General features: G+C 74.5%; 6 protein-coding genes. 3 read left to right on the forward strand and 3 right to left on the reverse strand.

The window, feature by feature from the left end:
* Window positions 1–207 precede the first annotated feature (207 nt).
* The gene (locus C0216_RS33420; protein ID WP_162793330.1) at window positions 208–1617 is read left to right on the forward strand and encodes an FAD-binding monooxygenase; all 1410 of its coding nucleotides are present in this window, start codon (window positions 208–210) and stop codon (window positions 1615–1617) included.
* Window positions 1614–3053: an MFS transporter gene (locus C0216_RS12005; RefSeq protein ID WP_114055260.1), complete on the forward strand. Its 1440-nt coding sequence runs from the start codon at window positions 1614–1616 to the stop codon at window positions 3051–3053. Before C0216_RS33420 ends, C0216_RS12005 begins: the two co-directional genes overlap by 4 nt.
* Window positions 3054–3132: 79 nt before the next feature.
* On the opposite strand, the gene C0216_RS12010 is transcribed toward C0216_RS12005, so the two are convergent.
* The 3 genes from C0216_RS12010 to C0216_RS12020 form a co-directional block, all read right to left on the reverse strand.
* Window positions 3133–4716 (reverse strand): tryptophan halogenase family protein, encoded by a 1584-nt coding sequence (locus C0216_RS12010; protein WP_162793178.1) that lies wholly within the window; start codon window positions 4714–4716, stop codon window positions 3133–3135.
* A gap of 271 nt (window positions 4717–4987) precedes the next feature.
* Window positions 4988–6343 (reverse strand): cation:proton antiporter, encoded by a 1356-nt coding sequence (locus C0216_RS12015; RefSeq protein ID WP_114055262.1) that lies wholly within the window; start codon window positions 6341–6343, stop codon window positions 4988–4990.
* Window positions 6344–6369: 26 nt separating this feature from the next.
* Window positions 6370–8109: a (2,3-dihydroxybenzoyl)adenylate synthase gene (locus C0216_RS12020; protein ID WP_114055263.1), complete on the reverse strand. Its 1740-nt coding sequence runs from the start codon at window positions 8107–8109 to the stop codon at window positions 6370–6372.
* Window positions 8110–8291: 182 nt separating this feature from the next.
* On the opposite strand from C0216_RS12020, the gene C0216_RS12025 reads away from it, so the two are divergent.
* Window positions 8292–13721 (forward strand): type I polyketide synthase, encoded by a 5430-nt coding sequence (locus tag C0216_RS12025; RefSeq protein ID WP_281277922.1) that lies wholly within the window; start codon window positions 8292–8294, stop codon window positions 13719–13721.
* The last annotated feature ends 30 nt before the right edge of the window (window positions 13722–13751 follow it).

Here is a 13751-nt window from a genome sequence, read left to right on the forward strand (position 1 = left end):
GACTCCGCGGGCTTTCCGCATCAACGGAGAAGTCCCGCGCCCGGATCGGCCGCCGCCCGGCCACCCGGCCGGCCGGCCCCGAGCCCCACCGGAGCGCGCTCGCCCCGCCGGGGCCCGCATCGCGCAACGTGGGAGAACAGCCCGGCCGGGCAGGCGCCTAGCGTGTGCGCATCCGCTCACTCTTCCGAACAGGGGAGGCGCATGTCCATGGGAACCAAGGGCGGCGAGCACGCCGTCGTACTCGGCGGCAGCATCGGTGGCCTGCTGGCCGCCCGCGTGCTCGCCGACGCCTACGACCGGGTGACCGTCATCGACCGCGACGACCTCACCGGCGCGGGCATGGGCCTGCGGCCGGCGATCTCCTGGGCCCACCACATCCACGCCCTGCTGGAGCGCGGTCGCACCATTATCGAGGACCTCTTCCCCGGCTTCCTCGACGACCTCCTCGCCCTCGGCGTGCCCGTCGGGGACTTCGGCATGACCTGCCACTACTACTTCAACGGCCGGATGATGGTCCCGGCGGAGACCGGGATGGCGTGCGTCGCCGCCAACCGGCCCGTCCTGGAGAACCGCATCCGCACCCGCGTCGCCGCCCTGCCCGGCGTCACCCTCCGGGAGCGGACCGACATCCTGGGCCTCGTCGCGTCCTCCGACCGGCGCCGGATCACCGGAGTCCGGGTGCAGGGACGGGATCCGGACGACGGCGGCGCGCCCGGCGCCGAGGAGGCCATCGACGCCGACCTGGTCGTCGACGCCACCGGCCGGGCCACCCGGACCCCCCGCTGGCTGGGCGAACTCGGGTACGAGCGGGCCCCCGAGGAGCGGATCCGGATGGATCTCACCTACACCACCATGGACTTCACCGGCCCGCTGCCGTTCGACCCGCTGGGCGACGACATCGCCCTCGTCCCCACCGCGACCCCGGCCCTGCCGCGCGGTGCGATCTTCGCCCGGCTCGCCGACCGGTACGCCCTCACCCTGACGGGCATCCTCGGCGACCGCGCGCCCACCGACCGCGAGGGCTTCCTCGCCTACGCCGCCTCGCTGCCGGTGCCGCAGATCCACGAGGCGGTCCGGGACGCCGAGCAGCGGGGCCCCGCCCACAGCTTCCGGTTCCCGGCAAGCGTGCGCTTCCACTACGAGCGGCTGAGCCGGTTCCCGGCCGGATACCTCGTCCTCGGCGACGCGGCCTGCATCTTCAACCCCGTCTACGCCCAGGGCATGACGGTCGCCGCGATGGGCGCGACCGTCCTCGCGAAGCACGTCGGCAAGGGCGCCGAGCCCAGATCGGCGGACTACTTCCGCGACCTGAGCCGGGTCATCGACGCGCCGTGGGCCATGTCGGCCGCGGCCGACCTCGGCTATCCCGCCGTGCGCGGCCGGCGCACGGTCGCCACCCGCATGGCCAACCTGTACATGCCCCGCGTCCAGGCCGCCGCCGCCCACGACCCGGTGGTGGCACGGGGCTTCATCCGGACCGCCTCGCTGGTGGACCCGCCGCAGTCGCTCATGAGGCCGTCGATGGTGGGGCGGGTGCTGTTCGGACGGAAGCCGGCCGCACCGGCCGCACCGGCCGCCCCCCGGGTCCCCGCACCGAGCTCGGAGGAGCCAAGATGACCGGCGTACGGCCGGCCTCCGTGCCGGCTCCGCCGGCCGGCCCCGTCCCGCGCCGGCGCTGGGCGGCGCTGGTCCTGCTGTGCACCGCCAACTTCGTCGTGCTGCTGGACTCGCAGAGTGTGATCCTGGCCCTGCCCCAGCTGACCGACGAGCTCGGCATGGCCCCGCTGGACGCGCAGTGGGTGCTCACCGCCAAGCTGCTCACCTTCGGCGGCCTGCTGCTGCTCGGCGGACGCGCCGCCGACCGGCTCGGCCGCCGCCGGGTGTTCATGGCCGGCACCGCGCTGTTCCTCCTCAGCTCGGCCGTCAGCGGACTGGCCTGGACCGGCGGGGTGGTCATCGCGGCCCGCGCGGTCGGCGGGGTGGCGGCGGCGCTGATGGTGCCCACCGCCCTGTCGATCCTGCTGAACACCTTCCCGGAGGGCAGGGACCGCAACACCGCCCTGGCCGGCTGGGCGGGCATCGGGGGCATCGGTGCCACCGTCGGACTGCTGCTGGGCGGCCTGTTCACCGAACTGGCCGGCTGGCAGTGGGTGTTCTTCATCAACGTGCCGGTGGCGCTGGTCGTGCTCCTGCTCACGCCGGTCCTGGTCGGTGAGAGCAGGGCCGCCGGCCGGCAGGGCCCGTACGGCGTCCCCGGCGCGCTGACCAGTACGGCCGCCCTGGTCCTGGTCATCCTCGCCGTCAGCCGGGCCGCAGGATCGGGCTGGACCAGCGGACAGACCCTGCTCCCGCTGGCCGCGGCGGTCCTGCTCGCCGGGGTCTTCGCGGCCGTCGAGCGGCGCTCGGCGGCGCCCCTGCTGCCACCGGACCTGCTGCGGCGCTCCACCCTGGCCGGCGGCAACCTGGTCACGCTCTGCATGGGCATGGCGGCCTTCTCGCTGTCGGTCAGTGTCGCCGTGTACGGCCAGGCCGTGCTCGGCCACGGGCCGATGGAGTTCGGCGCGCTCCAGTCGGTGATGTCCTTCCTGGCGTTCGTCGGGGCCTACGCCGGCCAGCGCGTCGTCACCCGGACGGGCTTCCGGCCGGTCGTCGGCGTCTGCCTGGTGCTGCTGTGCGCCGGGTGCCTGCTGCTGGCCCGGGTTCCGGCGGACGGCAGCTACCTCCGCGACGTGCTGTGGGGGCTGGTCGTGTTCGGGCCCGCGCTCGGCGCGGGCACCGCCGCGGCGTCCGTCGCCGCGGTGTCGGGCGTACCGGAGCGGTCCAGCGGCGTCGCCTCCGGGCTCATCGTCGCCGCGCTGCAGATCGGCGGCGCCCTGGGCGTGGCCGTGGTCACCACCGTGACGGCGACGTTCAGCGGTCCTGAGCCGGGACCGGCCGGGCTGACCGCGGGCCTTCAGGCGGCGTTCACCGCCTGCGCGGTGTTCGTCGCCCTCGGCATGGCGGCGGCCGCCCTCACCCTGCGCTCCCGGAGCAAGCCGGACCGGGTGCGCTGAGCCCCTGCCCGGTACGGCGAAGCCCCCGGCGCCCGTGCGAGACGGGCGCCGGGGGCTTTCGTACGCCGGGCGGCGGCCGCTACGCCGAGTCGGCCCGGCCGGCGTGGACGGCCTCCAGGTAGGTGCGGTTGTCGGGCAGCGCGGCGGCGTATATCTCGCGCTCCTTGTCGATCTGCTCGAATGCCTGCCAGGCGGCTTCGTCGCTCATCAGCTCCACCGAAGGCGGCGCCTTGGTGAACGCGAAGTCCATTCCCGAAAGGATCGCCCACAGGCTCCGCGTCTCGAAGAGCCGGAGCTGGCTGCCGTCGGGAATGATGACGCTCTCCGCGTACTCGGTGAGTTTCTCCGCGAGGCTGTCGGGGATCGGGTTCTCCCGTACCGCGCGCCAGAATTCGGTGTCCGTGCGGTCGGTGAGGGCGTAGTGCATGACGATGAAGTCGCGCAGATCCTCGAACGCGCTCACCATCAGCTCGTTGTAGCGGGCCTGCCGGCGCTCGTCGAGCTCCGAATCCGGGAAATGCAGGACCAGCAGTGCCAGCTGGTATTCGATGAGGGCGATGGTGGTGGACTCCAGCGGCTCCACGAAACAGCTCGACAGCCCGATCGCCACGCAGTTGTCGACCCACGAGCGCCGGTTGTGGCCCACCCGCATCCGGATGTGGTTGCCCGGTACGTCGTGGGCGCGCGGGCCCAGGAAGTCGCGGAGGTCCTGCTCGGCCTGGTCCGGAGTCGTCGTCCGGCTCGAGTACACATAACCGGTGCCCTCGCGGTGGTACAGCGGGATCTCCCAGATCCAGCCGTTCGGACGGGCGTTGGCGCTGGTGTACGGGCGGATGCCGTCGGGGTGGTGATCGGCGGGGAGCGCGATGGCGGAGTCGCACAGCAGCCAGTCCTGCGCGCTGACGAACGGCTCCTCCAGGGTCTGGTTGATCAGCAGGCCGCGGAAGCCGGAGCAGTCCAGGAACAGGTCGCCGGTGAGCTCGGCGCCGGTTTCGGTGATCACCTTGTCGATGTGGCCGCGCCCGTCGCGGGTGACCTGCGTGACATCGGCGACCACGTGCCGTACGCCGCGCCCGGTGGCCAGGTCCCGGAGGTACTCGGCCATCAGAGCGGCGTCGAAGTGGTAGGCGTAGCGGAACCCGGGGTCCGGGGCGCCCGATCCGGGCAGCGGCTTCGGGGCCTTGTTCAGCTCGCACAGGTGCTGGAGCGCCATGCCCGCGTCACCGAAGGTCTCCCGCACCCGGGAGTCGCCGGCCAGCCGCAGCTTGGTCCAGAAGTGGGCCAGGGACACACCCCGCCCGAACCGCTTGTGGAACGGCCGCTCGTAGCTGGGCACCGGCGGCTCGGGCACGGTGAAGAACGGGTGGTAGAAGGTGTGCCGGTCGGTGCCCGGGCGGGGCGTGCGCCAGTCGTTGAACCGGACCGCGGACTTGAACGACGCGTTCGTCCGCGGCATCCAGTCCTCTTCCTTCATGCCGAGGAAGGCCAGCGTGGTGCGCAGGGTCGGCACGGTGGCCTCACCGACCCCGATCCGGCCGATCCGCGCCGACTCCACGAGGGTGATCTCGACCTTGCTGCCGAACGCGCGATTGAGGTAGGCCGCGGAGAGCCAGCCGGCCGTCCCGCCGCCGACTATCACGATCTTCTGGACTGGACGTGCCACGGAAGTCCTCCTCTGAGTCGCGTGACGCGGGTGAGGGCGCGGGAGGCGTCGGGCGCGGCACATCCGGCCGAGCAGCCGGTGGTACGCATCGCCGTCCCGGCCGGGCGGCGGCCGCAACGCGGGACCCGCCGCGGGGCCGCGCCCCGTCGGGGCGTCCGCGCTCCGATGCGATTATCGGCGCCGCCCCGAGGCGCGGGCATCTCCTGACGTGCGCTGACGTCCGCGTGCCCGGGCGGGTGCGCGGTGTCCGGGCCGGTAGCACCCGCTCCGGTCAGCGAGCGGTGCCCGGGCCGCCGGGCACCGCGCTGCCGCCCGGTCCGCTTCCCTGCCACGCCTCGTGCTCCGGCAACCGCAGTTGCTCCTCCTCGGTGCGGGCGACCCGCGCCATGGTCAGCCGCAGCAGCGGCGGCGCCATCAGCGAGGTGGCGACGGCCACCAGGACGACCGCCGTGTACGCCGCCTCGCCGAGCACCCCCAGGCGCAGCCCGACCATGGCGATGACCACCTCCACCACCCCGCGCGAGTTCATCCCGGACCCCAGGGCCAGGCCCTCCCAGCGGCTCAGCCCGCCCAGCCGGGCCCCCAGGTACGCCCCCGCGAACTTGCCGAGGACCGCGACCGCGAGCAGCGCGGCGGCGGCCAGGGCGGTGGCCGGGTCGGCGAGCTCCGTCAGGTCCATCCGCAGGCCCGCGGAGGCGAGGAACAGCGGGGCCAGCACCGACAGCACGACCGTGCGCAGCGGTGCCAGCTTCGGCCGGGCGGCCGGGACCCGGGCGATGAGCAGTCCGGCGGTGAAGGCGCCCAGCAGCGACTCCATGCCCATGGCATGGGTGAGCGTGCCGGCCCCGAGCACCAGCAGGACCGCGGTGGCCACGGCCGGCCCCGGCTCCGGGTGCCGTGCCGCCCGCTCCATCAGCCGGCGTACCAGCACCCGCCCGCCTGTCGCGGCCGCGGCCGCGAACGCGGCCAGCAGCAGCACCGGAACGGCGACCCCGGACAGGGTCAGTCCGGCCGTGGCCGCGGCCGCCACCACGGACAGCAGCAGCCAGCCAGCGGCGTCGTCGACCAGGCCCGCGCACAGGATCAACTGCCCGACCGTACGGTGGGCCAGCCGCAGGTCCGACAGGGTCTTGGCGATGACGGGGATCGCCGTCACGCACATGGCCACCCCCAGGAACGCCGCGAACAGCCACCGGTCGGCCCGCGGTCCGGCCAGCCCGTCCGGCAGCACCAGTCCGGCCGCCACGCCCAGGGCCAGCGGAACCACCAGCCCGCAGAGGCTGACCAGGACCGCGGCCCGGGCCCGTGAACGCAGCACCCGCAGGTCCAGATGAGCACCGGTGACGCCCACCAGCAGCAGCACCGCGAGCTGGCCCACCGCGTCGAGCAGCGCCAGCTGCGGGGCCGGGCCGGGCAGGACGGCCGCCGCCACGCCCGGCGCCACCCCGCCCAGCACGCTCGGGCCGAGCAGCACACCGGCGGCCAGCTCGCCGGTGAGGGCGGCCAGCCCGGCCCGCCGGGCGAGCGCGCCCAGCAGCCGGGCCGTGGCCAGCAGCGCGGTGACCGAGGCAAGGAACAGCAGCACCGCATGGGACGACAACGGGGGAACCGGGGCGGCGATCTCCATGGAGGTGTCTCTTCCGGTGCGTTCGCTCAGCGGCCGGCCGGGTTCGCCGCGGCCGCCCCGGCAGCCCCGGCCGACAACCGGACCGCGTCGGCCCGCAGCCGCTTCTTGTCGATCTTGCCGAGCGGGGTGCGCGGCAGGGACGGCAGCGTGTGCAGCCGTTCGGGCACCTTGAAGGACGCCACGTCAGCGGCCCGCATCACGGCCCGCACGTCGCCGAGGCTCACCGGCCGGCCGGCGGCGGCCGGGTCCGGCACGACGAACAGGCAGACGAGCTCGCCCAGTTCGGGGTCGGGCAGGGCCACGGCCGCGGCCTCGGCGACCCCGGCCACCCGGAGGGCGAACTCCTCGACCTCCTCCGCGTGGATCTTCTCCCCGCCCCGGTTGATGACGTCCTTCTCCCGGCCGGTCACCACCAGGTTGCCGTCCGGTGTCCGGCGCACCACGTCGCCCGTGCGGTACCAGCCGTCCGCGGTGAACGCCCGCGCGTTCACGGCCGGCGAGTCGTAGTAGCCGCGCGGCGTGTAGGGGCCGCGGGCCAGCAGCACTCCGGGCTCGCCGGCCGGGACCGGCTCCCCGGCGGGCCCCACCACCCGGATCTCGTCGGCGGGGGAGATCGGCCGCCCCTGCGTGTGGTGGACCACGTCGTCCGGGTCGTCCAGCCGGGTCAGGCAGAGCAGTCCCTCGGCCATCCCGAACACCTGCTGGAGGGCGCAGCCCAGCTCGGGGCGGATCCGTGCCGCCAGCTCCGGCGCCAGGCGGGCCGCGCCGACCTGGACCAGCCGCAGCGAGTCGAGGCCGGCGTCCGGATGCTCCGCGCGGTGGTCCAGCCAGCGGCTGATCACCGGCGGGACCACCGACGTGGCGGTGACCCGCTCCCGCTCGATCAGATCGAACGCGACCTCGGGGGCCGGCGAGGAGCCGATCACCACCCGGCCCCCCGCCAGGAGCGCGCCGAGCACGCCCGGTCCGCCGTACACGAAGCCGTGGCCCAGCGGGAGCACGGCGAGGTAGACGGTGTCCGGGCCGAACGCACAGATCTCACCGGCCCGTTTGACCATGTACGCGAAGTCGTTGTGGGTCCGCGCGGCCAGTTTGGGCACTCCCGTGGTGCCGCCGGACAGCAGGAACATGGCGATGTCGTCGCCTCCCGGGGCCGCCTTGTCGCATTCCTCGGCGGCTCGCACCGGATCGTCCGCCGGGGCGCAGAGCTCGCTGAGCGACAGGCTGCCCGGCCTGCCCGGCCGCTCCGCCCCGCCGCCGGTCGGGCCGCCCGCCACGATGACGTGCCGTGCCGCCGGGACCGCCGCGACGATCCCGTGCGCCATCGCCTCGTGGTCGAAGCCCTTGAACACCCGGGGCACCACGAGTGCCCTGGCCTGGGCGTGGGCGACCACTCCGGACATCTCGTGGTGGCGGTGCTGCGGCAGCGCCCACACCGGAAGCGCGCCCAGCCGCAGGCACGCCACCGTCATCACCACGTGCTCCCAGCAGTTGGGCAGCTGGATGACCACCCGGTCGTCGGCGCCGATGCCCACACCGCGCATCCGGCCCGCGGCTCCGTCGGCCCGCGCCATCAGCTCGCGGAAGGAGATCCGTAACGGCCCGTCGACCAGGGCGATGGCGTCGGGTGTCCGGCGGGCGGTCGCCGCCAGGTGCGCGCCCAGCGAAAGCCCCTCCCAGTAGCCCTCGGCGGCATAGCGGGCGGCGGCCTCGGCGGGCCACGGAACGGCCCCGGAACGGGAGGGCTTCACCGCAGTCTCGGACATGGCGTGGCTCCTGAACTCGACGGACAGAACGCGACGGACGGCGTGCGTGCCGCGCAGCCTAGGGATATCCGGCGGCCCGGTCGACTCGTCAATTGCGGTATTCCGTCCCCCTCGCGGAGCCCCGAGCACGCCGCACGCCAGAAGTTGTCAGGGCGTCCCCGGCGGGCACAGCCTTTGCCTCAGTGGGGCGGGCGCGCCCTCGCACGAGCTCTTCCCGATTCTGGTTCGGAGATCTGAACAGGAGCGAGGACTTGACGAAACAGGCAGCATCGGACGAAGCGATTGCCATCATTGGAATGAGTTGCAGGTTCGCCCCGGATCTCACCTCGCCCGAGAAATTCTGGGAGTTTCTCGCCAACGGCAAGAGCACGGTCGGCGACATGCCGGAGAAGCGCTGGAAGCCATACGCGTCGGGCAGCCCGCAGGCGACCGCCATCATGCGGCAGACCATTCTCAAGGGCGCTTTCCTCGACGACATCGAGGGATTCGAGGCCGAGTTCTTCGGGATCTCGCCCCGCGAGGCCGACTTCCTCGACCCCCAGCAGCGGTTCATGCTCGAACTGACCTGGGAGGCGCTCGCCGACGCAGGCCTGCCGCCGCTCGCGCTGCGCGGCAGCGACGCCGGCGTGTACGTCGCCGCGAACTCCAACGACTACGGGCGCCGGCTCCTGGAGGACATCCCCCGGACCGGCGCCTACGCCGTCAACGGCACCACCTTCTACGGGATAGCCAACCGGGTGTCGTACTTCCTGGACCTGCGCGGCCCGAGCATGGCCGTCGACACCGCCTGCGCGGGGTCGCTCACCGCGCTCAACCTGGCCTGCCGGGCACTGCTGTCGGGCGAGACCCCGCTGGCCGTGGTCGGCGGCCTGAACATCATGGCCACTCCCGCCCTCAACGTCGCCCTGGACGGCGCCGGGGCCATGTCCCCCGACGGCCGGAGCAAGGCGTTCGACAAGGACGCCGACGGCTACGGACGCGGCGAGGGCGCCGGAGTGATCGTCCTCAAGAAGCTGTCCGAGGCACTGCGCGACAACGACCCCGTACAGGCCGTCGTCCGCGGCAGCGGCGTCTACCAGGACGGCCGCTCCGACGGCATGATGGCGCCCAACCGCGACGCCCAGGAACACATGCTGCGGCAGATCTACCGGCGGGCCGGCATCGCCCCGGCCGGAGTGGACTACGTGGAGGCCCACGGCACCGGCACCCCCACCGGGGACGGCGAGGAAATCGCCGCCCTCGCCGCCGTGTTCGGCGCCGACCGGTCCCCGGAGGACCCGTGCCTGATCGGCTCGGTCAAGCCCAACGTCGGCCACGTCGAAGGCGGTTCGGGCATCACCGGGGTCATCAAGACCGTTCTGGCGCTGCGCCACGGACAACTGCCGCCCAGCCTGCACCGGGAACCCCACCCCGCCGTCGACTGGGACACCTGCGGGCTGCGCCTGGTCGACGAGCTCAAGCCGTGGCCCGCGGCCGGCGACCGTATCCGCCGGGCCGGCGTGTCCAGCTACGGAGTCGGCGGCACCATCGCCCACGTCATCGTGGAGGAGCCGCCCGCCCCCGCCGCCGGGGACGCGGCACCGGCGGCCGCAGCCCGCCCCGCCCCGCGCGCGACCGTCCACCCGCTGTCCTCCGCCACCGAAGCCGGCACCCGCGCGCTGGCCGGCGCGGTGGCCGACTGGCTGGCCGCACACCCGGGCACGGACCTCGCCTCCGTGGGCCACACCCTGGCCGTGCGCCGCTCCCACCTGGCCCACCGGGCCGCCGTGGTCGCGGACTCCGCCGGACAGCTCACCGAGCGGCTCCGCGACCTCGCCGAGGGCCGCACCGGCACCGGCATCGCCACCGGCCGCACCACACCCGGCAGCGCGGGCGGCGTCGTCTGGGTGTTCTCCGGGCACGGCGCCCAGTGGTCCGGCATGGGACGCGGGCTGCTCGCCGAGGAGCCCGTCTTCGCCGCCGCCGTCGACGGTCTCGCCGAGGTGTTCCGCGCCGAGCTCGGCTGGACCCCGCGCGAGGCCCTCACCGAGGGCGGCCCCTGGACCGCCGCCCATGTCCAGGCCCTCACCTTCGCCGTCCAGATCGGCCTCGCCGACGTCTGGCGCAGCCGCGGCCTGGCGCCCGGTGCGGTCATCGGCCACTCCGTCGGCGAGATCGCCGCCGCCGTCACCGCCGGCGCCCTCGACCGGACCGAGGCCGCCCGCTTCGCCTGCCGCCGTGCCGCCGCCCTCCAGCGGCTGGAGGGCCGGGGCGCCATGGCCATGGCCGGCCTGCCCTTCGCCGAGGCCGAGCAGCGCCTCGCCGGGCTGCCCGGCCTCACCGCCGCGATCTCCGCCGACCCGCAGGCCACCGTCGTCTCCGGTGACCGCGACGCGATCGAGCGGATCAGCCGGGCCTGGGCCGAATCCGGCATCTGGATCCGGCCGGTGGACTCCGACATCGCCTTCCACAGCACCCATGTGGACGAGGTCGCCGCCGAGGTCGAGGCCGCCGCATCCCTGCTCGGCCGGCGGTCCCCGGCGATCCCGCTCTACACCACCGCCCTGGCCGACCCGCGCTCGACGGCTCCCCGGGACGGCGGCTACTGGGTGGCGAACCTCTGCCGACCGGTCCGCTTCACCGAGGCGGTGCAGGCCGCCGCGGCCGACGGCCACCGGCACTTCCTGGAGGTCTCCTCCCACCCGGTCGTCGCCCACTCCATCCGCGAGACCCTGCTGCACCTCGGCATCGAGGACGCGACGGTGGCCGCCACCCTCCGCCGGGACACCGACGAGACCGCCACCCTGCTGGGCAACCTCGCCGCACTGCACTGCGCCGGCGCGGCCGTCGACTTCCGTTCCGACCACGGCACCGGCGGACTGCTCCCGCTGCCCGCCGCCGTGTGGCAGCACCGGCCGTACTGGATCTTCCCCGGCACCGCGGCCGGCGCCGGCCTGGGCAGCGGCCACGACCCGGACAGCCACAGCCTGCTCGGCGGCCGGATGACCGTCAGCGGTTCGCCCGCCCGGCAGGTCTGGCAGACCCGCCTCGACCTGGACACCCGCCCCTACCCCCAGAGCCACGGCCTTGTCGGCGTCGAGGTCACCCCCGCCGCCTCCATCATCAACACCTTCGCGGCCGCCGCCGGGGCGGAGGGGCCCGGCGCGCTCACCGACATCGTGCTCCGCACCCCGCTGGCCGTCGAACCGCCCCGCGTGGTGCAGGTCGTACGAGAAGGCAGGCAGCTGTCGCTGGCCACCCGGCTCGCCGACGACACCGGCGCGGACGACGGCGCCGGTGCCGGCGACGGCGAGGAGTGGATCACGCACTCCACGGCGAACCACGCGCCGGGGCTGGAGCCGCCGGCCGGCCGTCTCGACCTCGGCGCCCTGCGGGCCCGGCTGCCGCACGGCTCCCTCACCAAGGCCGACGAGATGTTCGCCCGGATGGGAGTCGAGGGCTACGCCTTCCCGTGGGACCTGGCCGAACTGCGCCACGACGACGAGGAACAGCTCGCCGACCTGGTGATCGAACCCGGCGCGGCCCGGGCGAGCAGCTGGGCACACGTGATCGACGGCGCCCTCACCATCAGCGCCATGGTCGTGTCGCCCGGCGACGCCACCGTGCTGTGGATGTCCCGGTCCATCGACAAGGTCACCTGGCGCGGCGAACCGCCCGCCCGGATCCTCGTCCACGCCACCCGCTCGCCCCGCTCCCCGCACGACACCGTCGACGTCCGCGTCGCCGACGGACACGGCGATGTCGTCTGCGAGGTCACCGGGCTGCGGTTCGCCGCCGTGGAACACCTCGGGACTGCCGTCCTGCCCCGCGACCTGGTCCACGAGGTCGTGTGGCGCCCGCTGCCCACCGGTTCCGCGTCCCGGGCGGCCGCCGGACCGGACGGCGGGCACACCGCCGTCGAGCGTGTGCTGCTGGTCGGCGACCCCTGTCAGACCGCCCGGCTGGCCCAGCAGTTCGAGGCGGCCGGCACGCCCGCCGAGATACTCGGCACCGGCCCCGAGATCGACCTGCGGCCCGAGCTGTTCGCCCATCCCGCCGCGGTCCTCGTGGTCCCCGGCCTCCCGCCGCACGACGAACCGCTGGACACCGCCACCGAGCGGATCACCTGGTCGCTGATCCGCGCCGTGCAGCGGGTCGTAGAAGTACGCGCGCACGCCACCTCACCGCTGGCACCCCACCGGGTGTGGTGTGTGACCAGCGGAGTCCGCGCCGCGGCCGACGAGCGGAGCGTCGCCCACGGCCCGCTCTGGGGCGCCTCCCGCATCATCGCCGGCGACCACCCCGAGCTCTGGGGCGGAGCCGTCGACATCGACGCCCTGGCACCGGACACCGGGGAACGGCTGCTCGCGCTGCTGCGTACCGCCGCCGGCCAGGAGGACGTCATCTCCCTCACCGGGGCAGGCGCCGAGGCCGCGCGACTGAGCCGGATCGAGCGCACCGCGGACGGCACACCGCTGCAGTGCTCGCCGGCCGGCACCGTACTGATCACCGGCGGCCTGGGAGCGCTCGGCCTGGAGGTGGCCCGCTGGCTGGTCGGCCGGGGCGCCCGCCGGCTGCTGCTGGTCGGCCGGCGCGGGCTGCCGCCGCGCGGCGAGTGGCCGGCCGTGGCCGACCCCGAGGTCCGGCGCCAGATCGACAGCGTGCTCGCGCTGGAGGCCCTCGGTGTCACCGTCGGGCTGCTCGCCCTCGACATCACCGACGCCGAACAGGTCGCCGCAGCCCTGGCCCCCGGCGCGCTCGGGCTGCCGCCCATACGCGGGATCGTGCACGCCGCCGGCGTCGTCAGCAACGCGCTCGTCGACAAGGTCGAGCCGGACGGACTGCGCGAGGTGCTCGCCCCGAAGGTCAGCGGCACGCTGGTGCTGCACCGGCTCTTCCCGCCCGGCAGCCTCGACTTCTTCGTGCTCTTCTCGTCGTGCGGGCAGTTCGCGCGGCTGTCCGGGCAGGCCGGCTACGCGGCGGCGAACTCCTTCCTCGACGCGCTGGCCGCACACCGCAACTCCGGCGGGCACACCGAGACGGTCAGCCTCGGCTGGACCGCCTGGCGCGGTCTCGGCCTGTCCTCCGACATCGCGACCACCATGCTGGAGGCCAACTCGCGCGGCCTGGAGGCCGTATCGGTCTCCGAGGCGCTGGCCGCCTGGGCCTTCGGCGACCGCTTCCGGTCCGACTACCAGGCCGTACTGCGGGTGCTGCCGACGCCGCCGCACGCACCGCGGCTGCCGATGTTCCGGGAGCTGGCTGCCTCCGACCAGCACGCGGAAGCGGCCGGCGGCCAGCTGTTCACCCTCGACACCGAGGGCCGCGACGACGCGGAGCAGCTGGCGCAGGTCACCGCGGACGTACGGGAACAGGTGGCCGCCGAGCTGAACTTCGACGCCGCGGACGTGGAGCTCAAGCGCCCGCTGGTCGAACTCGGCGTGGACTCGGTGATGACCGTCGCCCTGCGGGTCCGGCTGCGCCGCCGGTACGGGCTCGACCTGCCGCCGACGATCCTGTGGGCGAAGCCCACCGTGGCGGCGCTGGCCGAGCACCTCCACGGGGCCCTGAACGAGGCGCACGGCGACACCGGGACGGAGACCGCCCCGGACGCCGACGCGGCCGCCGGGTAGCCCGCCCCGGAAGCACCCCGGCCGGCTCCC

The organism is Streptomyces globosus (assembly GCF_003325375.1).
In the GTDB taxonomy this organism is placed as follows: Bacteria; Actinomycetota; Actinomycetes; order Streptomycetales; family Streptomycetaceae; genus Streptomyces; species Streptomyces globosus_A.

Excerpts from the sequence above, each read along its gene's own strand:
- C0216_RS33420 (WP_162793330.1), top strand. The coding sequence starts at position 208 with ATGGGAACCAAGGGCGGCGAGCACGCCGTCGTACTCGGCGGCAGCATC.
- C0216_RS12005 (WP_114055260.1), top strand. The coding sequence starts at position 1,614 with ATGACCGGCGTACGGCCGGCCTCCGTGCCGGCTCCGCCGGCCGGCCCC.
- C0216_RS12015 (WP_114055262.1), bottom strand. The coding sequence starts at position 6,343 with ATGGAGATCGCCGCCCCGGTTCCCCCGTTGTCGTCCCATGCGGTGCTG.
- C0216_RS12020 (WP_114055263.1), bottom strand. The coding sequence starts at position 8,109 with ATGTCCGAGACTGCGGTGAAGCCCTCCCGTTCCGGGGCCGTTCCGTGG.